This is a genomic window from Streptococcus sp. 2342 (assembly GCF_013276795.1).
Lineage (GTDB): Bacteria > Bacillota > Bacilli > Lactobacillales > Streptococcaceae > Streptococcus.
Genome location: NZ_VMLR01000002.1, coordinates 94,121 through 115,302, shown reverse-complemented (window position 1 = coordinate 115,302; position 21,182 = coordinate 94,121). Strand labels below are relative to the sequence as shown.

The window sequence follows — 21,182 nt, the reverse complement described above, 5'->3', positions numbered from 1 at the left end:
CAGGTTTCATTTGCCTGGAAAGGAAAAATTATGTCTGAAAAGAATTTTTATATTACAACGCCGATTTACTATCCATCTGGTAAACTTCATATCGGTTCTGCCTACACAACTATCGCCTGTGATGTCCTAGCTCGCTACAAACGCCTGATGGGCTACGATGTCTTTTATTTGACAGGTCTTGATGAACATGGTCAGAAGATCCAGCAGAAAGCGGAAGAAGCTGGCATTACACCACAAGCCTATGTTGATGGAATGGCAGTTGGAGTTAAAGAACTCTGGCAATTACTAAATATTTCATACGATAAATTTATCCGTACAACTGATGACTACCACGAAAAAGTAGTGGCTCAAGTCTTTGAACGCTTGCTGGCTCAAGATGACATCTATTTAGGTGAATATTCTGGTTGGTACTCAGTCTCAGATGAAGAATTCTTTACAGAAAGCCAGCTTGCGGAAGTTTTCCGTGACGAAGCTGGAAATGTGACTGGTGGAATTGCTCCATCAGGTCACGAAGTGGAATGGGTATCTGAAGAGTCTTACTTCCTTCGCCTCAGCAAATACCAAGATCGTTTGGTAGACTTTTTCAAGTCCCATCCTGAATTTATCACTCCAGATGGTCGTCTCAATGAAATGTTACGCAACTTCATCGAGCCAGGTTTAGAGGATTTGGCGGTATCTCGTACCACCTTTACCTGGGGTGTACCAGTCCCATCAAATCCAAAACACGTTGTCTATGTTTGGTTTGATGCTCTACTCAACTATGTGACAGCTCTTGGCTACGATCAAGACGAACACGCTAACTTTGACAAGTTCTGGAACGGAACAGTCTTCCATATGGTTGGAAAAGACATCCTTCGTTTTCACTCAATCTACTGGCCAATCCTTCTTATGATGTTGGATATCAAATTGCCAGAACGTTTAATTGGTCATGGTTGGTTTGTCATGAAAGATGGTAAGATGTCTAAGTCTAAAGGGAATGTTGTCTATCCTGAAATGTTGATAGAGCGTTTTGGACTAGATCCACTTCGTTACTACCTCATGCGTAGCCTTCCAGTTGGTTCAGACGGAACCTTCACTCCAGAAGACTATGTAGGCCGTATCAACTATGAATTGGCCAATGACCTTGGGAACCTCCTCAACCGTACGGTTTCTATGATTAACAAGTATTTTGATGGACAAATTCCTGCCTATGTAGAGGGTGTAACAGAGTTTGATAATACTCTTGCTCAAGTAGCTGCTGAATCAATTGCTGACTACCATAAATACATGGAAGCAGTTGACTACCCACGTGCCCTTGAAGCGGTCTGGACCCTTATCTCTCGTACCAATAAATACATCGATGAGACCGCACCATGGGTTTTGGCCAAGGATAAAGCTCTTCGTGACCAATTGGCAAGTGTTATGAGCCACTTGGCAGCCAGCCTTCGTGTCGTTGCTCACTTGATTGAACCATTTATGATGGAAACCAGTCGTGCAGTCTTGACTCAACTTGGTCTAGCAGAAGTTTCTAGCCTTGAAAACTTGAGTTTGGCTGCTTTCCCTGAGGGTGTAACAGTAGTTGCCAAAGGAACACCAATCTTCCCACGCCTGGATATGGAAGAAGAAATCGCCTATATCAAGGAACAAATGGAAGGTAACAAGCCAGCTGTGGAAAAAGAATGGAATCCAGATGAAGTTGAACTCAAATTAAACAAGGATGAAATCAAGTTTGAAGACTTTGACAAGGTTGAAATCCGTGTCGCAGAAGTCAAAGAAGTTTCTAAAGTTGAAGGCTCTGATAAGTTGCTTCAATTCCGCTTGGATGCTGGTGATGGAGAAGATCGTCAAATCCTCTCAGGAATTGCAAAATACTATCCAAATGAACAAGAATTGGTCGGCAAGAAAGTCCAAATCGTTGCCAACCTCAAACCTCGTAAAATGATGAAGAAATATATCAGCCAAGGTATGATTCTCTCAGCTGAACATGATGGACAATTAACCCTTCTTACAGTTGATCCAGCTGTACCAAATGGAAGTGTGATTGGGTAAAAGTAGACAGGACTAGTTCAGGCTAGTTCTGTTTTTTTTATTTATACTCAATAAAAATCAAAGAGCAATCTAGGAAGCTAGCCACAGGTTGCTCAAAGCACTGCTTTGAGGTTGTAGATGAAACTGACGAAGTCAGCTCAAAACACCGTTTTGAGGTTGTAGATGAAACTGACGAAGTCAGCTCAAAACATGGTTTTGAGGTTGTAGATGAAACTGACGAAGTCAGCTCAAAACATGGTTTTGAGGTTGTGGATAGAACTGACGAAGTCAGTAACCATATCTACTGCAAGGCGACGCTGACGTTGTTTGAAGAGATTTTCGAAGAGTATTAACTATTATGCTTTACAAACTAGTGTGAAAGTGGTATATTATAGATGAAGTTACTAGTAGGTATTACAAAATAGATAGAAGGGGGAAGGGATGAAGGAAACTCAACTATTAAAAGGTGTTCTTGAAGGTTGTGTCTTGGATATGATTGGTCAAAAAGAGCGGTATGGTTATGAGTTGGTTCAGACTTTGCGAGAGGCTGGGTTTGACACTATCGTTCCAGGAACTATTTATCCTTTGTTGCAAAAGTTAGAAAAAAATCAATGGATAAGAGGCGACATGCGCCCGTCGGCAGATGGTCCAGATCGGAAGTATTTTTCATTAACTAAAGAAGGAGAAGAGCGTGTCTCGGTCTTTTGGCAACAATGGGACGATTTGAGTCAAAAAGTAGAAGGAATTAAGAATGGAGGATAAACCATGAAGAAAATGAAGTATTACGAAGAAACAAGCGCTTTGTTACATCAGTTTTCTGAGGAGAATCAGCAGTATTTTGAGGAACTGTGGGATAGTTTTAATCTTGCTGGATTTCTCTATGATGAGGACTATCTCAGAGAGCAAATCTATTTGATGATGTTAGATTTCTCAGAAGCAGAACGAGATGGCATGAGTGCAGAGGATTATCTAGGTAAGAATCCTAAAAAAATAATGAAAGAGATACTCAAGGAAGCACCACGCAGTTCTATCAAGGAGTCACTGTTGACGCCAATTCTTGTCCTAGCGATATTACGTTATTATCAACTACTAAGTGATTTTTCTAAAGGTCCTCTCTTAACAGTCAATTTGCTCACATTTTTAGGGCAACTTCTTCTTTTTCTGATTGGATTTGGACTTGTGGCCACAATCTTACGTTGGGGGCTAGTCCAAGATTCTCCTAAGATGAAAATTGGCACCTATATTGTCGTTGGGATTCTTGTTCTGCTAGTTGTTCTGGGATATGTAGGAATAGGAAGTTTTGTACAAGAAGGAGCATTTTATCTTCCTGCTCCCTGGGATAGTTTGTCTGTCTTTATGATTTCCCTAGTCATCAGTATTTGGAATTGGAAAGAACCGATTTTTCGTCCCTTTGTCAGTATGATTATTGCCCATCTTGTGGTGGGTTCTCTACTCCGTTATTATGAGTGGATGGGAATTTCAAATGTTTTTCTTACAAAGATTATTCCTTTAGCTGTTCTTTTTATTGGCATTTTTCTATTATTCCGTGGGTTTAAGAAGATAAAATGGAGTGAAATATAGTCAAAAAGCCGTTGCAAAGCGGTTTTTTTGTTATAATGAAGGGAAGAATGTTAGAAATTTAAGGAGAAAAATTTGATGAGATACATAACTCTTGGTCAAGATGACAAAGAATTATCAGAAATTGTTCTCGGAATGATGAGAATAGAAGATAAGTCTGTAAAAGAAGTTGAAGAGCTTGTAGAAACAGCACTCTCTGTTGGAATCAATGCTTTTGACTTGGCTGATATTTATGGTCGTGGTCGTTGTGAAGAACTGTTAGGCCTTGTCCTAAAAAATCGTCCAGATTTAAGAGAAGAAATGTGGATTCAGTCAAAATGTGGCATTCGCATTGAAGAATTTACCTATTTTGATTTTTCTAAGGACTATATTATAAAATCAGTTGACGGAATTTTGCAAAGATTGAAGATTGATCATCTAGATAGCTTACTTCTTCATCGACCAGATGCTTTGATGGAATCTGACCAAGTAGCAGAAGCCTTTGATCTCCTTTATAAACAAGGTAAGGTTCGAAATTTTGGAGTTTCTAATCAAAATCCCATGATGATGGAGTTGCTTAAAAAAGATGTCAAGCAGCCGTTAGCTGTTAATCAGCTACAATTGAGTGCGGCTTTTACTCCAGGATTCGAATCAGGTTTTCATGTTAATATGGAAGATAGTCAAGCAGCTATGCGAGATGGCAGCATTTTTGAATATTGCAAATTACACGATGTGGTCATTCAAGCATGGTCTGTCTTACAATTCGGGTATTTTAGAGGGAATTTTGTTGGCAATGAGAAATTTCAAGCTTTAAATCAAGTACTTGATCGCTTAACTATTAAATATGGAGTAACCCCTTCAACTATTGCCATTTCTTGGATATTACGTTATCCAGCCAAAATGCAGGCAGTCGTAGGTACAACAAATCCTAAGCACTTGAGAGAAGTTAGCCAAGCGGGAAACTTTAGCTTAACAAGAAAAGAATGGTATGAAATTTATCTTGCTGCAGGGAATAATTTGCCTTAGGAAAAAATGCATTTAAAGAAATCACAGTCAAAAAAACGTTGGAAAACATTTTTTTGTTATCTGACCATTTGTCTGTCTTGATTCGTTATGTACGGTTCATCAACGGATGATTATGATTTAACTATTCTGATTTATATACTGGTAGGGAAGTAGTATTCCATAATCGACGGCACGATAGTAGATATTATAAAATGGATTAGAGTGATTTTTAGATTTTGATTGAGTATAAAACATCATAGAGAATAAAAAAATGAGGTTGGGATTTTTTGTCCCGACCTATTTTTACATGTAATAAACAATGGCGATGTATTGGAGTGCGGACGCAGCTAGTATAAAGAGATGCCAAATCATGTGGAAATAAGGTTTTTTCTTGGCGTAAAATCCAGCCCCAACTGTATAACAGAGTCCGCCAATTACCATGAGACTCCAGAAAATTGGTGTCGTTTGACTAATAATGGCAGGAATGATAGCTAGAACCAACCAGCCCATAATCAAGTAAAGAGCAAGGCTAAATTTCTCATTGACCTTTTTAGCAAAGATTTTATAGAGAATACCAAAGATGGTCGTTCCCCACTGAATGGCAATAATCAGATAGCCAAACCAGTTATTCATTAAAGTCAATACGACTGGCGTATAAGAGCCAGCAATGGCAACATAAATCATAGAATGATCGATGATTCGCAAAACGTATTTATGGGTAGAACCATAGGCCATAGAGTGGTAAATGGTGGATGATAGAAACATGAGAAAGAGACTAATAACGAAAATGGAAACGCCGATAGATGATAAAAATCCGTGTGCCTCATAACTATAGGTGGATGAAATGGGGAGTAAGATGAGCATGATGACTGCACCTACGGCATGGGTCACGCTATTAGCAATCTCCTCTCCAAAACTGAGTTGTTTGCTGAGTTTAAGACTATTGTTCATCGGATTACCTCCTCTTCAGTATGGTGGATTAAGGCTAGAGTTTGATGATAGAGTTTAACGGTTTGGCAGCTGGTTTGGATAATGGGGTTAGCTGGATCAATTCCTTGGTTCATGTAATCCACAAAAGCGTCGTAGAGTTGGTCTGAACTTGCTTGAGTTTGGAGAGTATTAAGTGTCTGGGCTATTTCTTGAATAGAAAATACAGACTTGAGGCTTGTGATAGCAATCAAACGGGCAATTTGTTGGCGTTGGTATTTTTTCTTGTCAGGCTTTGTCAGGTAACCATGTTTGACATAATTATTGACCATAGATGCTGTTAGGCCCTTGTCTTTATCAGGAGAAATAGGGGCGTAGACCTGATTGACATAGAGCAAAACCTGGTCCAGATAGAGGTCAATGTTTGGAATTTCTGCCCATTTTGGGTAGGAAAAGGTACTTTTCATTTCAAACTCCTTTTTATCTAGTTTTGATAAACAGATTATAAAATAACAAAAACAAAAAGTCAAGTTTTAACTGCTTGTGAAAAGGCTTAAATTATGCTATGATGGGAGAAACTAGTCAGAAATGAGGAGAAAAGATGGAGATTCGATTAGCTTTTCCAAATGAAGTAGATGCCATCATGCAGGTGATGGAGGATGCTAAAAAATGTTTAGCGGATGCTGGTAGTGACCAGTGGCAAAATGGCTATCCAAAAGCAGACATTATTATCGATGATATTATCTCAGGCCAAGCCTATGTAGCCTTGGAAGAAGGAGAACTATTAGCCTATGCTGCTGTAACCAAGAGTCCAGAGGCAGCCTATGAAGCCATTTATGAAGGCAACTGGCAAGCTGGGGAGTCAGAGTACCTAGTCTTTCACCGTATCGCTGTGGCAGCAGATGTGCAGGGACAAGGAGTTGCTCAAACCTTCTTAGAGGGCTTGATTGAAGGATTTGATTATCTAGATTTTCGCTCAGATACGCATGTTGCAAACAAGGCCATGCAGCATATCTTTGAAAAACTCGGATTTAAACAGGTTGGTAAGGTTCCAGTTGATGGCGAACGCTTGGCCTATCAAAAATTGAAGAAATAATGCAAAAGAAGTATGTAAAAATGCACTACTTTTCGCCAATAGGAACCTTGTCTTTGGTTGCCGACGAGCAATATCTGTATGGAATTTGGGTGCAGGAGCAGAAGCATTTTGAGAGAGGGCTAGGAGATGAGCCGATAGAAGCAGTTGTTAGTCATCCCATTTTAGACCCAGTTATTGCTTGCTTAGATGATTACTTTAAAGGCAAGTCTCAGGATTTATCCAACTTGCCCTTGGCTCCAATCGGAACGGATTTTGAAAAGGGAGTTTGGTCCTATTTACAGGAAATTCCTTATGGTCAGACAGTGACCTATGGACAAATAGCCCAAGACCTGCAAGTGGCTTCTGCTCAAGCAATTGGCGGAGCGGTAGGACGCAATCCTTGGTCCATCCTAGTACCCTGTCATCGTGTGCTAGGAGCAGGCAAGCGTCTGACAGGTTATGCTGCAGGAGTGGAAAAGAAAGCTTGGCTCTTGGAGCATGAAGACGCAGATTTTAAAGATATAAAATAGAAAGTGAAAGACATGTTAGAATTTATCGAATATCCAAAATGTTCAACTTGTAAAAAAGCAAAACAAGAATTAAACCAACTCGGTGTGGACTATAAAGCAGTCCACATCGTCGAAGAAACACCTAGCCAAGAAGTCATTTTAAACTGGTTAGAGACCTCAGGTTTCGAATTGAAGCAATTTTTCAACACCAGTGGAATCAAATACCGTGAATTAGGATTGAAAGATAAGGTAGGAAGTTTATCGAACCAAGAAGCGGCTGAGTTGCTAGCAAGTGACGGTATGTTGTTAAAACGGCCCATTTTAGTAGAAAATGGAACTGTTAAGCAAATCGGTTATCGAAAACCTTATGAAGAATTGGGATTGAAATAGTTTTTATCTATCTCTTTGATAGATAAAATATATAACCTCCCTGTTTCAAAGTATGATAAACTAGTAGGTAGACAAAGTCTGTATCTGACCGTAGCAAATAATTTCATTGACGGCAGAAGTATGGTAGAATGAATCATTATCAGGAGAGGATGTTTTTATGAATGTTACAACGATTTTAGCATCAGATTGGTACCAAAACTTGATGCAATTGATTCCGGATGGCAAGCTTTTTAGCCTGCGTTCGGTCTTTGATGGAATTCCGAGAATTGTCCAACAACTTCCAACAACGATTATGTTGACAATTGGTGGTGCCCTTTTTGGCTTGGTTTTGGCACTTCTTTTTGCCATTGTGAAAATCAATCGTGTCAAAATTTTATATCCCTTGCAGGCCTTCTTTGTTAGTTTCTTAAAAGGGACACCGATTTTGGTGCAACTCATGTTGACCTACTACGGAATTCCTTTGGCTTTGAAAGCCCTTAATCAGCAATGGGGGACTGGTCTCAATATCAATGCGATTCCAGCCGCTGCTTTTGCGATTGTAGCCTTTGCTTTTAATGAAGCGGCTTATGCCAGTGAAACCATTCGTGCAGCCATTCTCTCAGTCAATCCTGGTGAGATTGAGGCGGCACGCAGTCTGGGCATGACCCGAGCACAAGTTTATCGTCGCGTGATTATTCCAAATGCGGCCGTTGTGGCGACTCCAACCTTAATCAATTCCCTAATCGGCTTGACCAAGGGAACTTCCCTAGCCTTTAGTGCGGGTGTTGTGGAAGTATTTGCCCAAGCTCAGATTTTGGGTGGTGCCGATTATCGTTACTTTGAACGCTTTATCTCCGTTGCCCTTGTTTATTGGGTAGTCAATATCGGAATTGAAAGCCTCGGTCGTTTCATCGAGAGAAAAATGGCTATTTCTGCACCCGATACAGTGCAAACAGATGTGAAAGGAGACCTTCGTTAATGATTAAGATTTCGAATTTAAGCAAATCCTTTTCAGGACAGACTGTCTTGGATCATCTGAACTTGGATATTCAAAAAGGGGAAGTTGTAGCCTTGATTGGTTCTTCAGGAGCTGGAAAATCAACTTTCCTTCGCAGTCTCAATTATCTTGAAACACCTGACAGTGGCTCTATTCAGATTGATGATTTCTCAGTTGATTTTTCTAAGATTACTCAAGAAGAAATACTTGCCCTACGCCGTAAGCTGTCCATGGTTTTCCAACAGTTTAATTTGTTTGAACGCCGAACAGCACTTGATAATGTGAAAGAAGGCTTGGTTGTTGTTAAGAAATTATCCGACCAAGAAGCGACTAAGATTGCCAAGGAAGAGTTGGCTAAGGTTGGGCTTTCGGACCGTGAAAACCATTATCCTCGCCATTTATCAGGTGGACAGAAGCAACGGGTTGCCCTCGCGCGTGCTCTTGCCATGAAACCAGATGTCTTGCTCTTAGATGAACCAACTTCAGCCCTTGACCCAGAATTGGTTGGTGAAGTAGAAAAATCTATTGCAGATGCTGCTAAGTCAGGTCAAACCATGATTTTGGTCAGTCATGACATGTCCTTTGTAGCCCAAGTGGCTGATAAGATTCTCTTCTTAGATAAGGGGAAAATTATCGAGTCTGGAACACCAGATGAGATTATCCACCATCCTAAAGAAGAGCGGACAAAAGAATTCTTCGCTAGTTACAAACGGACTTATATTTGATATAATAGATAAAGAAAAACTCAGTTAGCTGGACTAGCTGAGTTTACTCTTTAAAAAAGATAGAAATGAGAGAAATCATGCTACTGCAACTATTTTCTTTATATTTCGAGAGTTTGATCTTGACCACCATCCTCGTCCTGATTTTTTTAGGGATTTGGATTGGACTGAGAGCCATGTCGGGAGTGGATAAGACAGCCAAGGCTCGCCAAGCCCATCTCTATGATATGATTATGATTGGTGTCTTGGTTGTTCCAGTATTATCCTTTGCGGTTATGAGTTTAATTCTTGTTTTCAAAGCATAATCCTTGCGTGATTGACAAGAAAGAGTTAGAATAAAGATAGTTACAACAAGAAAGAAGGAATCTATATGTACGATACTATTATTATCGGTGCTGGACCTGCAGGTATGACTGCAGCCTTGTATGCTGCTCGAAGCAATTTGAAAGTAGCCTTGATTGAAGGTGGTCTGCCAGGTGGTCAGATGAATAATACATCTGATATTGAAAATTACCCAGGATACGCTAATATTAGTGGGCCAGAATTGGCAGAGAAGATGTTTGAGCCGCTTGAAAATCTTGGTGTTGAGCACATTTATGGTTATGTTGAAAATATAGAAGACCATGGTGATTTTAAGAAAGTGATGACTGATGACCAAACATATGAAACACGTACCGTTATCGTAGCAACTGGTTCTAAACACCGTCCTTTGGGAGTGTCTGGAGAAGAAGAACTGAATAGTCGTGGTGTTTCTTACTGTGCCGTGTGTGATGGCGCTTTCTTCCGTGACCAAGATTTGTTGGTAGTCGGTGGTGGAGATTCAGCTGTTGAAGAAGCCCTCTTCTTGACTCGCTTTGCTAAGACTGTTACCATTGTTCACCGTCGTGACCAACTTCGTGCCCAAAAGGTTTTACAAGATCGCGCCTTTGCGAATGAGAAAATTAGCTTTATCTGGGATTCTGTAGTTAAGGAAATCAAGGGTGAAAACAGAGTAGAATCTGTCGTTTTTGAAAATGTGAAAACAGGTCAAGTGACAGAGCAAGCCTTCGGTGGTGTCTTTATCTATGTTGGTTTGGACCCTCTTAGCGATTTTGTTAAAGAATTGAATATTCAAGATCAGGCAGGTTGGATTGTGACAGATAACCACATGAAAACTGCAGTTGATGGTATCTTTGCAGTTGGAGATGTTCGTTTGAAAGATCTTCGCCAAGTAACAACAGCAGTTGGAGATGGAGCTATCGCTGGTCAAGAAGCTTATAAATTTATCACAGAACATAGTTAATTATAAAAACGCATAGTATCAGATTTACAAAAAATTTGACACTATGCGCTTTATTGTGGGAAAATTAATTTCATTTTCTACTGAAATTGAGTTTTGCCAGCCTCTTATATTTTTAGAAAAATCCTTTAATCTTTCCAACGAGGCCATCAAGACCTTCAGAACCAGAAATCAACTGCTGAGCTTGAGAGAAGTATTCTCCAAGTTGGTCTTGGTTTTCTGCAACAAATGTCTTTGCAGCTTCGAAATCTTTTGTTTCGATTAATTCTTTTACTTGGTTAAACAAATCTAATGGGTTCATCCTATTTCTCCTTTTCTATACTTACCTATTTAATCATCTTTATGGTAAAAAATCAACTGTTGCTACTTTTGGCTAGGACCTGTTTTTATCTACAAGTTCTCATAACTAAGATTCTAACTACCAAAACAAGGTAGACATAAAAATAAAAATGTTCGGTTTTTTCTAGTGTATCCATGAAATAAAAACGGATACATGTTATAATAGAAATAGCTCTTTAATGGAGGTGTTTGAGTGGAAAATCTGAAGAAAATGGCAGGTATCAAGGCTGCTGAGTTTGTCAAGGATGGAATGGTCGTTGGACTTGGAACAGGCTCGACTGCCTATTATTTTGTCGAAGAAATCGGTCGTCGTATCAAGGAAGAAGGACTGCAGATTACAGCTGTAACAACTTCTAGTGTGACCACTAAACAGGCAGAAGGCCTTAATATCCCACTCAAGTCTATTGACCAAGTAGACTTTGTCGATGTGACGGTTGATGGTGCAGATGAAGTGGATAGTCAGTTTAACGGAATCAAAGGCGGTGGTGGTGCCCTTCTGATGGAGAAAGTTGTAGCAACGCCCTCAAAAGAATACATTTGGGTAGTTGATGAAAGCAAGCTGGTCGAGAAACTAGGTGCTTTTAAATTGCCAGTAGAAGTGGTTCAGTATGGTGCAGAGCAGGTCTTTCGTCATTTTGAACGAGCTGGCTACAAACCAAGTTTCCGTGAAAAAGATGGCCAACGTTTTGTGACCGATATGCAGAATTTTATCATCGATCTTGCCTTGGATGTCATTGAAGATCCAATTGCTTTCGGACAAGAATTGGACCATGTCGTTGGTGTCGTAGAGCACGGTTTATTCAACCAAATGGTGGACAAGGTCATCGTTGCTGGACGAGATGGGGTTCAGACTTTAACCTCAAGAAAAGAAAAATAGAAGGGGGCATAAGATGTCTAAATTTAATCGTATTCATTTGGTGGTACTGGATTCTGTAGGAATCGGTGCTGCACCAGATGCTAATAACTTTGTCAATGCAGGGGTTCCAGATGGAGCTTCTGACACACTGGGACACATTTCCAAATCAGTTGGTTTGAATGTGCCAAACATGGCTAAAATCGGTCTTGGAAATATTCCTCGTGAAACTCCTCTTAAGACTGTACCGGCAGAAAGCAGTCCAACAGGATATGCAACAAAATTAGAGGAAGTATCTCTTGGTAAGGATACTATGACTGGACACTGGGAAATCATGGGACTCAACATTACGGAGCCTTTCGATACTTTCTGGAACGGGTTCCCAGAAGAAATCTTGACAAAAATCGAAGAATTTTCAGGACGCAAGGTCATTCGTGAAGCAAACAAACCTTACTCAGGAACAGCTGTTATCGATGATTTTGGACCACGTCAGATGGAAACTGGAGAGTTGATTATCTATACTTCAGCTGACCCAGTCTTGCAAATTGCTGCCCACGAAGACATCATTCCTCTTGATGAATTGTACCGTATCTGTGAATACGCTCGTTCGATTACCCTTGAGCGTCCTGCTCTTCTAGGTCGTATCATTGCCCGTCCTTATGTGGGTGAGCCAGGTAACTTCACTCGTACAGCTAACCGTCGTGACTTGGCCGTTTCTCCATTTGCCCCAACTGTTTTGGATAAATTGAATGAGGCTGGTATCGATACTTATGCTGTTGGTAAAATCAACGATATCTTTAACGGAGCTGGTATCAATCATGACATGGGCCACAACAAGTCAAACAGCCACGGAATTGATACATTATTGAAGACCATGGGCCTTGCTGAGTTTGAAAAAGGATTCTCATTCACAAACTTGGTTGACTTTGATGCCCTTTACGGCCACCGTCGTAATGCTCATGGCTATCGTGATTGCTTGCATGAGTTTGATGAACGCTTGCCTGAAATTATCGCAGCCATGCGAGAGAACGACCTTCTCTTGATTACTGCTGACCATGGAAATGACCCAACCTATGCAGGAACAGACCACACTCGGGAATATATCCCACTTTTGGCTTACAGTCCTGCTTTTAAAGGACATGGTGTCATTCCAGTAGGACATTTTGCAGATATTTCAGCGACTGTTGCCGATAACTTTGGTGTTGAAACAGCCATGATTGGGGAAAGTTTCTTAGATAAATTGGTATAAAATGACGCACTATGCTTTGCTGGTGAGGGGTATTAATGTTGGTGGCAAGAATAAGGTCGTCATGGCGGAGCTTCGTCAAGAACTGACAGAATTGGAACTGGAAAAGGTTGAAAGCTACATCAACAGTGGCAATATTTTCTTTACTTCGGCAGACTCAAAATCCCAATTGATTGAAAAATTAGAGACTTTCTTTGCAGTCCATTATCCATTTATTCAGAGATTTTCCCTAATGAGTCAAGAAGACTATGAAGCAGAAGTGGAGAATCTACCAGCTTGGTGGAATGAAGATTTGGCACGAAAAGACGTCCTCTTTTACACTGAGGGCTTGGACGTGGAGCAAGTCATCGCGACAGTTGAAAGTTTAGAGCTGAAAGATGAGGTGCTTCATTTTGGAAGACTTGGTATTTTCTGGGGAAAATTCTCTGAAGAAACCTACTCTAAAACTGCCTATCACAAGTACTTGCTGAAGGTGCCTTTCTATCGCAATATTACTATTCGCAATGCCAAAACCTTTGACAAAATCGGTCAAATGCTAAAAACTAATAAAGGAGACACACAATGACATTTTTAGATAAAATCAATGAAACAGCTGCCTTCCTGAAAGACAAGGGAATTCAAGCACTTGAGTTCGGTCTAATCCTTGGGTCAGGTCTTGGAGAATTGGCAGAAGAAATCGAAAATCCAGTTGTAGTAGACTATGCTGAGATTCCAAACTGGGGCCGTTCAACAGTAGTTGGTCACGCTGGGAAATTGGTATATGGTGAGCTGGCAGGTCGCAAGGTCTTGGCTCTTCAAGGTCGCTTCCATTTCTACGAAGGGAATCCTCTGGAAGTGGTGACTTTCCCAGTACGTGTCATGAAAGTTCTTGGATGTGAAGGTGTCATTGTAACCAATGCAGCTGGTGGTATTGGATATGGCCCTGGTACCTTGATGGCTATCTCAGACCATATCAATATGACGGGGCAAAACCCATTGATGGGTGAAAATTTGGATGACTTTGGTCCTCGTTTCCCAGATATGTCTAAGGCCTACACTCTAGAATACCGTGCTACTGCCCATGAAGTGGCTAAAAAACTTGGTATCAAGCTTGATGAAGGTGTCTATATCGGTGTAACCGGTCCAACTTATGAAACACCAGCAGAAATCCGTGCTTATAAGACACTGGGAGCAGATGCGGTTGGTATGTCTACGGTTCCTGAAGTGATCGTGGCAGCCCACTCAGGTTTGAAAGTTCTAGGAATTTCATGTATTACTAACTTTGCGGCTGGTTTCCAAGAAGAACTCAATCACGAAGAAGTTGTAGAAGTAACCGAACGTGTCAAAGGTGATTTCAAAGGCTTGCTTAAAGCTATTCTTGCAGAATTGTAAGAAAAAAGATTTAAAAGGGGGAATGCCTCTTTCCTTTCATGGTTGACTATTCGGAACAAAGAAGAAACATAGGTAGACTATGGGTTTCTTCCTACTCTTGTACCTGAAAGAGTCTGACAGTTAGCATTGTGAAAGACAAGATTCTAGGATACTAGCATTAGCTTCCTACCAAGCAGACTAGGATGATAAGGAAAGATAAGAATGAATTTATACTCAATGAAAATCAAAGAGCAAACTAGGAAGTTAGCCGCAGGTTGCTCAAAACACAGTTTTGAGGTTGTAGATAAGACTGACGAAGTCAGTGACCATATCTACGGTAAGGCGACGCTGACGTGGTTTGAAGAGATTTTCGAAGAGTATTACTTTCTGAATTTCTCAACCTTGTCTTATATAGGGGACAAGGAGATTTAGTTTGAGTCTGCTTATAAATAAACGAAAAGAAAGATAAGAAATAATGAAAATTGGTCAACGAATTATGCGCTTTGGCATAAAAAAATTAAGTATCGGAGTTGTATCTGTTGCAGTCGGCTTCGCATTTCTAGCTCCAGCTGGAATTTCAGCCAATGAAGTAAAACAAGATGTAACATCTGAAGTGGCAACAAGAGTGCCAGATTCTAAGGAGGAATTGAGAGAGCCGGAAAATGTTGCTCCAAAACGAGAAACTCCTCTTAGAGAGGAGCCAAGACTAGCTCCTCAACCGCTTCCGGAAGCAAGTGAAGTTCTTGAAAACAAAAGGGAAGAGTCAAAAGTAGAGATAACCGAGCCGGTTCAAGACTCACCTGTTCATGCTCCTGTAGAAGAAACTAAAGAAGAAGTTGTGACAGAAAAACCAACAAATACTCGTTCTCTAACCGCAGAAGATTTGGTGAAGATTTCCAAAGGGGAATTGCATTTAGAAAATGATTTGATTGATGAATCTCTCTATGGTGAAAAAGTTCTTGATTTGGAAGGGGATGATGACCAAGATGGCCTCAAAAACAAAGATGAACTTTATGTTTACAACAAAGATGGTAAGGATTATCTAGGATATAACAGTCATCCCTTGCTAGCAGACAGTGATGGGGATGGTTTGGCAGATGGAGAAGATGACAATAAGAAAGAATGGTATGTCACAGACCGTGATTCTCTTCTCTTTATGGAGTTAGCCTATCGAGACGATGATTATATTGAGAAAATTTTAGATCATAAGAATCCTTTCCCTAGTCTCTATCTTGACCGTCAAGAATACAAACTCATGCACAATGAATTGGCTCCTTTCTGGAAGATGAAAAAAGCCTACCATACAGATAGTGGCTTGGATGCTTTCTTATTTGAGACCAAGAGCGACCTTCCTTATCTCAAAGATGGAACGGTGCACATGTTGGCTATTCGTGGAACGCGAGTTAATGACGCCAAGGACTTAAGTGCAGATTTGGTTTTATTAGGCGGAAATAAACCAGCTCAAGCGGATGATATCCGTAAGATTGTTGGGGAATTAGCCAAGGATACAAGTATTACCAAGTTGTATATGACAGGTCATTCTCTTGGAGGCTACCTAGCTCAGATTGCAGCGGTTGAAGCTTACCAAAAATATCCTGATTTTTATAACCATGTATTACGGAAAGTGACGACTTTCAGTGCTCCTAAAGTGATTACTTCCAGAACTGTTTGGAATGCTAAGAATGGTTTCTGGGATGTTGGTTTGGAAAGCCGTAAATTAGCTGTTAGTGGAAAAATTAAGCATTATGTGGTTGATAATGATAATGTTGTGACTCCCTTGATTCATAATGATCGTGATATTGTTACATTTACAGGTAATTCACGCTTTAAACACCGTTCTCGTGGCTATTTTGAAAGTCGAATGAATGATATTCCTAACTTTAATATTGGTAAACGAGCTACCTTGGATAAACATGGTTATCGTGATCCGAAATTGGATAAAGTGCGATTCTTTAAGAAACAGACTCTGCCTCAATCTTCTAGTCAACCAAGCGCTGAACCAATGGAAAATATTGCCTTAGGAAAACAGGTTACTCAAAGTTCGACAGCTTTCGGAGGAGATGCTAGAAGAGCTGTGGATGGCAAAGTTGATGGTAACTATGGTCACAATTCTGTCACTCATACCAATTTCCAATCTAAACCTTGGTGGCAAGTAGATTTGGCTAAAGAAGAAACCATTCGCCAAATCAATATTTACAACCGCACAGACACTGCCCAGGATAGATTGGCAAACTTTGATGTCATTCTTTTAGATAGTTTTGGTAAAGAAATTGAGAGAAAACGCATAACATCTCTTAAAGATGTGTCAGCACAAATTGCGATTAACCATAAAAAAGCGCGCTATGTTCGAATTGAGCTAGAAGGCTATAATGCTCTCAGTCTTGCAGAAGTCCAAGTGTATCGTGCTGAGAATATCGCTTGGAAAAAACAAGCTAAGCAAAGTTCTACTGATTTTGGAGGAGATGCTAGTCGTGCCTTGGATGGCAATACCAATAGTAGTTATAGCCAGCAATCAATTACCCATACAAAATTTGAAAACCAGCCTTGGTGGGAAGTTGATTTAGGTCGTACAGAACAGGTAGGACTTGTTCGCCTTCATAACCGTGGGGATGGAGAACTTTCTAAACGTCTGTCAGACTTTGATGTGATTTTGTATGATGAAAAAGGGAAAGAAGTTGCTAGACAGTATGTTTCTAAACTTGACGGAACGAGCTTGGATGTTCAATTAAATGGGAAATTGGGACGCCGTGTTCGTGTGCAACTACGTAAGAACAATCAAGCCCTCAGTCTTGCAGAAGTAGAAGTTTTCCGCTTTATCGCTACGAATGGTGAGACGGCGACACAAGTTTCTAAGCCAGTTCAACCAATCAGTCAGACGCCTGTGAAAGACAAAACATTGACAATTCAACATAGTGGAGCTTATATTGCCCGCTACTCTATAACTTGGGAAGAAGTTACAGTAGATAAAGATGGACACCAAGTTGTTCGTAGTCGTTCTTGGGAAGGAAACGGTCGCAACCAGACTGCAGGTTTTGTCCTCAACCTCCCAATCAAAGAAAATATGAGAAATCTGCGAATTAAGATTGAGAAAAAGACAGGTCTACTATGGAATAGATGGCAAACAATCTATGAAAACAGACCAATTTTAGCTCAACCCCACCGTAAAATTACCCATTGGGGAACAACATTAAATTCTAAGATTTCTGATGACGATGTCTTGTAAAAAATCCTACTATTTAATAATGGGATGATTTAGTTTATAAGATAAGAACTACCTGAGCTTGAATAGAACTCAGGTAGCTCTCTGTGAAAGAACAAAATTAATACTCAATGAAAATCAAAGAGCAAACTAGGAAACTAGTCGCAGGCTGCTCAAAGCACTGCTTTGAGGTTGTAGATATAACTGACGAAGTCAGCTCAAAACACTGTTTTGAGGTTGTGGATAGAACTGACGAAGTCAGTAACATATATACGGCAAGGCGACGTTGACGTGGTTTGAAGAGATTTTCGAAGAGTATAAACAGAAAGGTAGAGCACGTGTTCTAATTTGAACACGAGTAGCAATTCGTACCTATAAGATGCTTGGAACAGATGTGGTCGGAATGTCAACTGCTCCTGAAGTTATTGTTGTAGCCTACTCAGCTTTGAAACTTCTAGGAATTTTATGTATTACTAACTATACTACTGGTTTCAAAGAAGAGATTAACTACGAAGAGGTTATAGAAGTGACTGAGTGTGTTAAAGGTGATTTTAAAGGCTTACTTAAAGCCGTTTTTGCTGAATTATTACTATGTTAAAAGAATTGAGGAGTATTTTTCAGAAAATCCCTTATAATCTTAAATTATTCCTAGCAGTCATTTTGCAAGGAATAGTTTCAGCTTTATCTGGTATTTTTCTACATTATCTTTTAAAGATGATAGAGGGGATAGCTTTTGGTCAATCAGAGCATCAAACTGTATTCTTGACAGATGGAGTTTCCTCGTCGCGGATAGGATTAAGTTTAATAATCGTGGGTGTCAGCTCATCCTTGGTCTGGTATTACTTGCAAAAAAAATCACAGATTTTTTCCATTAAAGCGCAGATGAAGGATGAGACTTCACAATACAAACTTCATTTTTTAAAACAGCTATTTCATTCAATTTGGCAAATTATTGCAGTTGGAGGGGGAGCACCTATTGGTAAAGAAGCTGCACCACGAGAGATTGGAACTCTATTTGCAGGACCAATTGGAAAAATATGTTCTCTCTCTAAGAAGGATCAAATCTTTCTCCTTGCTTGTGGTGCTGGTGCTGGTTTAGCAGCTGTCTACCAGGTTCCATTAACAAGTGTCTTCTTTGTTTTTGAAACTCTAGGAATTGCTCTATCTATTAAACGAGTTGTCTTAGTCGGTTTGACTACCTATGTCTCAACCTATACAGCAGGCTTGGTTATTTCAGATCAGGCTCTCTACCAGATTCCAGCCATCGCATGGTCATTAAAGGAAATGTGGATTATTCCCTTATTACTTTTTTTCTTAACCCCACTAGCTTGGCTTTTTGGTCGCTTGAGTAAAGAAGTGTCTTCAAACAGGATAAAAGATAAACGAGTACTTCTCACATTGCCTACAGCTTTTCTTTTTCTTGCTGGGTTGGCAAGTTATTTTCCACATCTACTTGGAAATGGACGTATGATGGCTCAGGAAGTATTGAATGGTAGCAATGGCAAAACAGTATTCCTCTTGTTTATCCTAAAAGCACTGGTCGTTCTTATTACTCTGTGGGCAGGGGCCTATGGTGGTACACTTACGCCATCTTTTGCCTTGGGGATGGCTGGAGCTGCTCTCTTTGGAATGATTCTAGGTGGGGATAGTCAGCCTAGCATTTTACTTTTGGGATCGGTTTGCTTTTTGTCTGTGACCTTGAGGGCCCCCTGGTCTGCAACTGGATTAGTAATAGGTTTCACTGGGCTAGGTTTGGATTCTCTTCTGTATCTCTTAGTAACAGCTGTTTTAGCCTATGAATTTGCAAAAATATTAGACCGTTTTTCTTGGGCTAACATACTGTGTCAGAAGTCAAATAATAAAGTAATTAGGTAGGAAATGCCCATTTCTTCTAGTCAATGATTTGATTTAAAATATTAAAAAAACTCTCAATTTATTTATAACTGTTTTAAATAAAAATGAAGTAGGCTTATCGGAGTCATGGTTGAATCCGATTTTTCCTAGCTATGAAATATAAAAATAAAAAAAGAAAGGTAGAGCGTGTGTTTTGATTAGAACACGAGCGGAAAACTTTTCTAAAAACTCAGAAGAGAAGAGAAGTTCGGGTTTGAATTGAAGCCAGACTAATCTTCTCAATATCATCAAAATTAAGAAAGAAAGGAATTGAACCCACCCTAAAAGCAGTGGGAAAAAGATAGTTGGTCTAGCGAGCATCGCTCACTGCACCCAACTCCTATTTTCCCTTTGCTTTTTGACGGGTTTGGTATCTTTCTGATTATAAATTTTAGAATAAAGAAAGGATGGGTTAACTGTATTCATTGAACTGAATACGGGCGGAGAACTGTGTAAAAAAGATAAACTTTCTAGCATCTGCGATGTGTCGTCAGTTTCCTATTTTTCCTTTGTTCTCCGTCGCCCTTTATATCTTAATTATGTCTATCCATATTGCTGCTCAGCAGGGTGAAATTGCTGATAAAATTCTTCTTCCTGGGGATCCTCTTCGTGCTAAGTTTATTGCGGAAAATTTCCTTGAAGATGCTGTTTGTTTTAACGAAGTGCGTAACATGTTTGGTTACACTGGTGCTTACAAGGGCCACCGTGTATCTGTCATGGGAACTGGGATGGGGATGCCATCCATTTCGATTTATGCGCGTGAGTTGATTGTGGACTACGGTGTGAAGAAATTGATTCGTGTGGGAACTGCAGGTTCTTTGAATGAAGATGTTCACGTCCGTGAATTAGTTTTGGCGCAGGCAGCTGCAACCAACTCTAACATCATCCGCAATGACTGGCCACAGTACGATTTCCCACAAATCGCTAGCTTTGATTTGCTGGACAAGGCCTACCATATCGCCAAAGAACTCGGTATGACTACCCACGTTGGGAACGTTTTGTCTTCTGATGTCTTTTATTCAAACTACTTTGAAAAGAACATCGAACTTGGTAAATGGGGAGTCAAGGCTGTGGAAATGGAAGCAGCAGCCCTTTACTATCTGGCAGCCCAACACCATGTTGACGCGCTTGCTATCATGACTATTTCGGATAGTTTGGTCAATCCAGATGAAGACACGACTGCGGAAGAACGTCAAAATACCTTCACCGATATGATGAAGGTTGGCCTAGAAACCTTAATTGCTGAATAAAAGGGAACACAAAAGGAAGATTTTCTGAATGAAAATCTTCCTTTTTTAGTCATTCACTACATACTGACCTTAATGAATGTTACTCTATTGTCTATTTTTTAAGAGATTGCAAGAAATAATCAATTTCTGCTTGAGAATGGAGAATATGCATCTTTTCAGGGTAGGTATCACTTAATTTTTGGTATCTTTCCTTAGCATTATTTGTCCGCCCATCCCAGAGAATCCATCTGATAAACTCCCAATTAAATTGTTCTTGACAACCAGCTGCCATACTTTCTCTTACTTTTCCCCGGTATTTAAGATAACGTTTAAAGGCTCGTAGCAGACAATTCCAGCGAGAAAAATTGAGAAAGATGATTTGATCTGCTTCCAGCATTCTTTCTTCGTAATAGCACCAAGAATAATTGCCATCAATAACCCAAGCTTTATGCTTGGTGAGAAAATTTTTCATCTCGGTCAACATCCATTCGCGATCACTGTCTTGCCAATCAGGTTGAAATTGGAGTGTGTCCATGTGAAGTTTTGGGATGGAGTAGCAGTGAGACAACTTTTCGGCTAGAGTTGACTTACCAGCACCAGAATATCCGATAATTGCGATTTTCATT

23 protein-coding genes and 1 pseudogene are annotated in these 21,182 nt (G+C 40.1%); 20 read left to right on the top strand and 4 right to left on the bottom strand.

The window, feature by feature from the left end:
* Positions 1-30: 30 nt before the first annotated feature.
* From metG to HT689_RS01705, 4 genes are all read left to right on the top strand, one after another.
* Positions 31-2,028 (top strand): methionine--tRNA ligase, encoded by a 1,998-nt coding sequence (gene metG / locus HT689_RS01720; RefSeq protein ID WP_173226640.1) that lies wholly within the window; start codon positions 31-33, stop codon positions 2,026-2,028.
* A 420-nt stretch (positions 2,029-2,448) separates the two neighbouring features.
* The gene (locus HT689_RS01715; protein WP_173226638.1) at positions 2,449-2,769 is read left to right on the top strand and encodes a PadR family transcriptional regulator; all 321 of its coding nucleotides are present in this window, start codon (positions 2,449-2,451) and stop codon (positions 2,767-2,769) included.
* Between the two features lie 3 nt (positions 2,770-2,772).
* Complete coding sequence (locus HT689_RS01710) at positions 2,773-3,588, top strand: hypothetical protein (protein WP_173226636.1); 816 nt, start codon at positions 2,773-2,775, stop codon at positions 3,586-3,588.
* Between the two features lie 75 nt (positions 3,589-3,663).
* The gene (locus HT689_RS01705) at positions 3,664-4,590 is read left to right on the top strand and encodes an aldo/keto reductase (RefSeq protein ID WP_173226634.1); all 927 of its coding nucleotides are present in this window, start codon (positions 3,664-3,666) and stop codon (positions 4,588-4,590) included.
* A gap of 282 nt (positions 4,591-4,872) precedes the next feature.
* Here HT689_RS01705 and HT689_RS01700 read toward each other — a convergent pair whose 3' ends face one another.
* Both HT689_RS01700 and HT689_RS01695 read right to left on the bottom strand, forming a co-directional pair.
* Positions 4,873-5,520: a hemolysin III family protein gene (locus tag HT689_RS01700; protein WP_173226632.1), complete on the bottom strand. Its 648-nt coding sequence runs from the start codon at positions 5,518-5,520 to the stop codon at positions 4,873-4,875.
* Positions 5,517-5,963 carry a DUF1836 domain-containing protein gene (locus tag HT689_RS01695; protein ID WP_173226630.1) on the bottom strand — a complete coding sequence of 149 codons (447 nt, stop codon included), beginning with the start codon at positions 5,961-5,963 and terminating at the stop codon, positions 5,517-5,519. Before HT689_RS01695 ends, HT689_RS01700 begins: the two co-directional genes overlap by 4 nt.
* A gap of 134 nt (positions 5,964-6,097) precedes the next feature.
* On the opposite strand from HT689_RS01695, the gene HT689_RS01690 reads away from it, so the two are divergent.
* The 7 genes from HT689_RS01690 (at position 6,098) to trxB (ending at position 10,450) form a co-directional block, all read left to right on the top strand.
* Entirely contained in the window at positions 6,098-6,592 is a 495-nt protein-coding gene (locus tag HT689_RS01690) for a GNAT family N-acetyltransferase (protein WP_173226628.1), read from the top strand.
* On the top strand, positions 6,592-7,101 hold the full coding sequence (locus tag HT689_RS01685; protein WP_173226626.1) for a methylated-DNA--[protein]-cysteine S-methyltransferase: 510 nt from the start codon (positions 6,592-6,594) through the stop codon (positions 7,099-7,101). The genes HT689_RS01690 and HT689_RS01685 overlap by 1 nt, the downstream gene beginning before the upstream one ends.
* Before the next feature lie 12 nt (positions 7,102-7,113).
* Complete coding sequence (locus HT689_RS01680) at positions 7,114-7,470, top strand: arsenate reductase family protein (RefSeq protein ID WP_000889092.1); 357 nt, start codon at positions 7,114-7,116, stop codon at positions 7,468-7,470.
* 157 nt (positions 7,471-7,627) lie between these two features.
* The gene (locus HT689_RS01675; protein WP_001103449.1) at positions 7,628-8,428 is read left to right on the top strand and encodes an amino acid ABC transporter permease; all 801 of its coding nucleotides are present in this window, start codon (positions 7,628-7,630) and stop codon (positions 8,426-8,428) included.
* The gene (locus HT689_RS01670; RefSeq protein WP_000590982.1) at positions 8,428-9,171 is read left to right on the top strand and encodes an amino acid ABC transporter ATP-binding protein; all 744 of its coding nucleotides are present in this window, start codon (positions 8,428-8,430) and stop codon (positions 9,169-9,171) included. Before HT689_RS01675 ends, HT689_RS01670 begins: the two co-directional genes overlap by 1 nt.
* Before the next feature lie 77 nt (positions 9,172-9,248).
* Positions 9,249-9,473: a DUF4059 family protein gene (locus tag HT689_RS01665; protein ID WP_000926599.1), complete on the top strand. Its 225-nt coding sequence runs from the start codon at positions 9,249-9,251 to the stop codon at positions 9,471-9,473.
* Between the two features lie 65 nt (positions 9,474-9,538).
* Positions 9,539-10,450: a thioredoxin-disulfide reductase gene (gene trxB, locus HT689_RS01660; RefSeq protein WP_173226624.1), complete on the top strand. Its 912-nt coding sequence runs from the start codon at positions 9,539-9,541 to the stop codon at positions 10,448-10,450.
* Positions 10,451-10,562: 112 nt separating this feature from the next.
* On the opposite strand, the gene HT689_RS01655 is transcribed toward trxB, so the two are convergent.
* A complete protein-coding gene (locus HT689_RS01655) occupies positions 10,563-10,748 on the bottom strand; it encodes a hypothetical protein (protein ID WP_001068557.1) in 186 nt (61 codons plus the stop codon).
* Between the two features lie 231 nt (positions 10,749-10,979).
* Here HT689_RS01655 and rpiA point away from each other — a divergent pair, with 231 nt between their 5' ends.
* The 9 genes and pseudogenes from rpiA to deoD all read left to right on the top strand — a co-directional run bounded on the left by rpiA (position 10,980) and on the right by deoD (position 20,577).
* Positions 10,980-11,663 carry a ribose-5-phosphate isomerase RpiA gene (gene rpiA, locus HT689_RS01650; protein ID WP_173226622.1) on the top strand — a complete coding sequence of 228 codons (684 nt, stop codon included), beginning with the start codon at positions 10,980-10,982 and terminating at the stop codon, positions 11,661-11,663.
* 13 nt (positions 11,664-11,676) lie between these two features.
* On the top strand, positions 11,677-12,888 hold the full coding sequence (locus HT689_RS01645) for a phosphopentomutase (RefSeq protein WP_173226620.1): 1,212 nt from the start codon (positions 11,677-11,679) through the stop codon (positions 12,886-12,888).
* A 1-nt stretch (position 12,889) separates the two neighbouring features.
* The gene (locus HT689_RS01640; protein ID WP_173226618.1) at positions 12,890-13,450 is read left to right on the top strand and encodes a DUF1697 domain-containing protein; all 561 of its coding nucleotides are present in this window, start codon (positions 12,890-12,892) and stop codon (positions 13,448-13,450) included.
* Positions 13,447-14,256 carry a purine-nucleoside phosphorylase gene (locus HT689_RS01635; protein ID WP_173226616.1) on the top strand — a complete coding sequence of 270 codons (810 nt, stop codon included), beginning with the start codon at positions 13,447-13,449 and terminating at the stop codon, positions 14,254-14,256. Before HT689_RS01640 ends, HT689_RS01635 begins: the two co-directional genes overlap by 4 nt.
* A 201-nt stretch (positions 14,257-14,457) precedes the next feature.
* Positions 14,458-14,667, top strand: coding sequence for a hypothetical protein (locus HT689_RS09665; RefSeq protein WP_240148104.1), 210 nt, complete (start codon positions 14,458-14,460; stop codon positions 14,665-14,667).
* A 43-nt stretch (positions 14,668-14,710) separates the two neighbouring features.
* A complete protein-coding gene (locus tag HT689_RS09890) occupies positions 14,711-17,458 on the top strand; it encodes a thiol-activated cytolysin C-terminal domain-containing protein (protein WP_173226615.1) in 2,748 nt (915 codons plus the stop codon).
* Between the two features lie 340 nt (positions 17,459-17,798).
* Positions 17,799-18,032: pseudogene (locus HT689_RS01620) on the top strand (purine-nucleoside phosphorylase); the annotation flags it as partial.
* Positions 18,026-19,309, top strand: coding sequence for a chloride channel protein (locus HT689_RS01615; RefSeq protein ID WP_173226611.1), 1,284 nt, complete (start codon positions 18,026-18,028; stop codon positions 19,307-19,309). The pseudogene HT689_RS01620 and the gene HT689_RS01615, both read left to right, overlap by 7 nt.
* Positions 19,310-19,866: 557 nt before the next feature.
* Positions 19,867-20,577, top strand: a complete 711-nt coding sequence (gene deoD, locus HT689_RS01610) for a purine-nucleoside phosphorylase (protein WP_173226609.1) — start codon at positions 19,867-19,869, stop codon at positions 20,575-20,577.
* 91 nt (positions 20,578-20,668) lie between these two features.
* On the opposite strand, the gene HT689_RS01605 is transcribed toward deoD, so the two are convergent.
* Complete coding sequence (locus tag HT689_RS01605; RefSeq protein WP_173226607.1) at positions 20,669-21,181, bottom strand: DNA topology modulation protein; 513 nt, start codon at positions 21,179-21,181, stop codon at positions 20,669-20,671.
* Position 21,182: the final 1 nt, after the last annotated feature.

Bases quoted from the DNA above. Each gene is read 5' to 3' on its own strand.
- HT689_RS01665 (WP_000926599.1), top strand. From the start codon at position 9,249: ATGCTACTGCAACTATTTTCTTTATATTTCGAGAGTTTGATCTTGACC.
- HT689_RS01670 (WP_000590982.1), top strand. From the start codon at position 8,428: ATGATTAAGATTTCGAATTTAAGCAAATCCTTTTCAGGACAGACTGTC.
- HT689_RS01715 (WP_173226638.1), top strand. From the start codon at position 2,449: ATGAAGGAAACTCAACTATTAAAAGGTGTTCTTGAAGGTTGTGTCTTG.
- HT689_RS01690 (WP_173226628.1), top strand. From the start codon at position 6,098: ATGGAGATTCGATTAGCTTTTCCAAATGAAGTAGATGCCATCATGCAG.
- HT689_RS01695 (WP_173226630.1), bottom strand. From the start codon at position 5,963: ATGAAAAGTACCTTTTCCTACCCAAAATGGGCAGAAATTCCAAACATT.
- HT689_RS01640 (WP_173226618.1), top strand. From the start codon at position 12,890: ATGACGCACTATGCTTTGCTGGTGAGGGGTATTAATGTTGGTGGCAAG.
- metG (WP_173226640.1), top strand. From the start codon at position 31: ATGTCTGAAAAGAATTTTTATATTACAACGCCGATTTACTATCCATCT.
- HT689_RS01605 (WP_173226607.1), bottom strand. From the start codon at position 21,181: ATGAAAATCGCAATTATCGGATATTCTGGTGCTGGTAAGTCAACTCTA.
- HT689_RS09890 (WP_173226615.1), top strand. From the start codon at position 14,711: ATGAAAATTGGTCAACGAATTATGCGCTTTGGCATAAAAAAATTAAGT.
- HT689_RS01675 (WP_001103449.1), top strand. From the start codon at position 7,628: ATGAATGTTACAACGATTTTAGCATCAGATTGGTACCAAAACTTGATG.
- HT689_RS01710 (WP_173226636.1), top strand. From the start codon at position 2,773: ATGAAGAAAATGAAGTATTACGAAGAAACAAGCGCTTTGTTACATCAG.
- HT689_RS01645 (WP_173226620.1), top strand. From the start codon at position 11,677: ATGTCTAAATTTAATCGTATTCATTTGGTGGTACTGGATTCTGTAGGA.
- HT689_RS09665 (WP_240148104.1), top strand. From the start codon at position 14,458: ATGAATTTATACTCAATGAAAATCAAAGAGCAAACTAGGAAGTTAGCC.
- HT689_RS01655 (WP_001068557.1), bottom strand. From the start codon at position 10,748: ATGAACCCATTAGATTTGTTTAACCAAGTAAAAGAATTAATCGAAACA.
- deoD (WP_173226609.1), top strand. From the start codon at position 19,867: ATGTCTATCCATATTGCTGCTCAGCAGGGTGAAATTGCTGATAAAATT.
- HT689_RS01635 (WP_173226616.1), top strand. From the start codon at position 13,447: ATGACATTTTTAGATAAAATCAATGAAACAGCTGCCTTCCTGAAAGAC.
- trxB (WP_173226624.1), top strand. From the start codon at position 9,539: ATGTACGATACTATTATTATCGGTGCTGGACCTGCAGGTATGACTGCA.
- HT689_RS01700 (WP_173226632.1), bottom strand. From the start codon at position 5,520: ATGAACAATAGTCTTAAACTCAGCAAACAACTCAGTTTTGGAGAGGAG.
- HT689_RS01685 (WP_173226626.1), top strand. From the start codon at position 6,592: ATGCAAAAGAAGTATGTAAAAATGCACTACTTTTCGCCAATAGGAACC.
- HT689_RS01705 (WP_173226634.1), top strand. From the start codon at position 3,664: ATGAGATACATAACTCTTGGTCAAGATGACAAAGAATTATCAGAAATT.
- HT689_RS01680 (WP_000889092.1), top strand. From the start codon at position 7,114: ATGTTAGAATTTATCGAATATCCAAAATGTTCAACTTGTAAAAAAGCA.
- HT689_RS01615 (WP_173226611.1), top strand. From the start codon at position 18,026: ATGTTAAAAGAATTGAGGAGTATTTTTCAGAAAATCCCTTATAATCTT.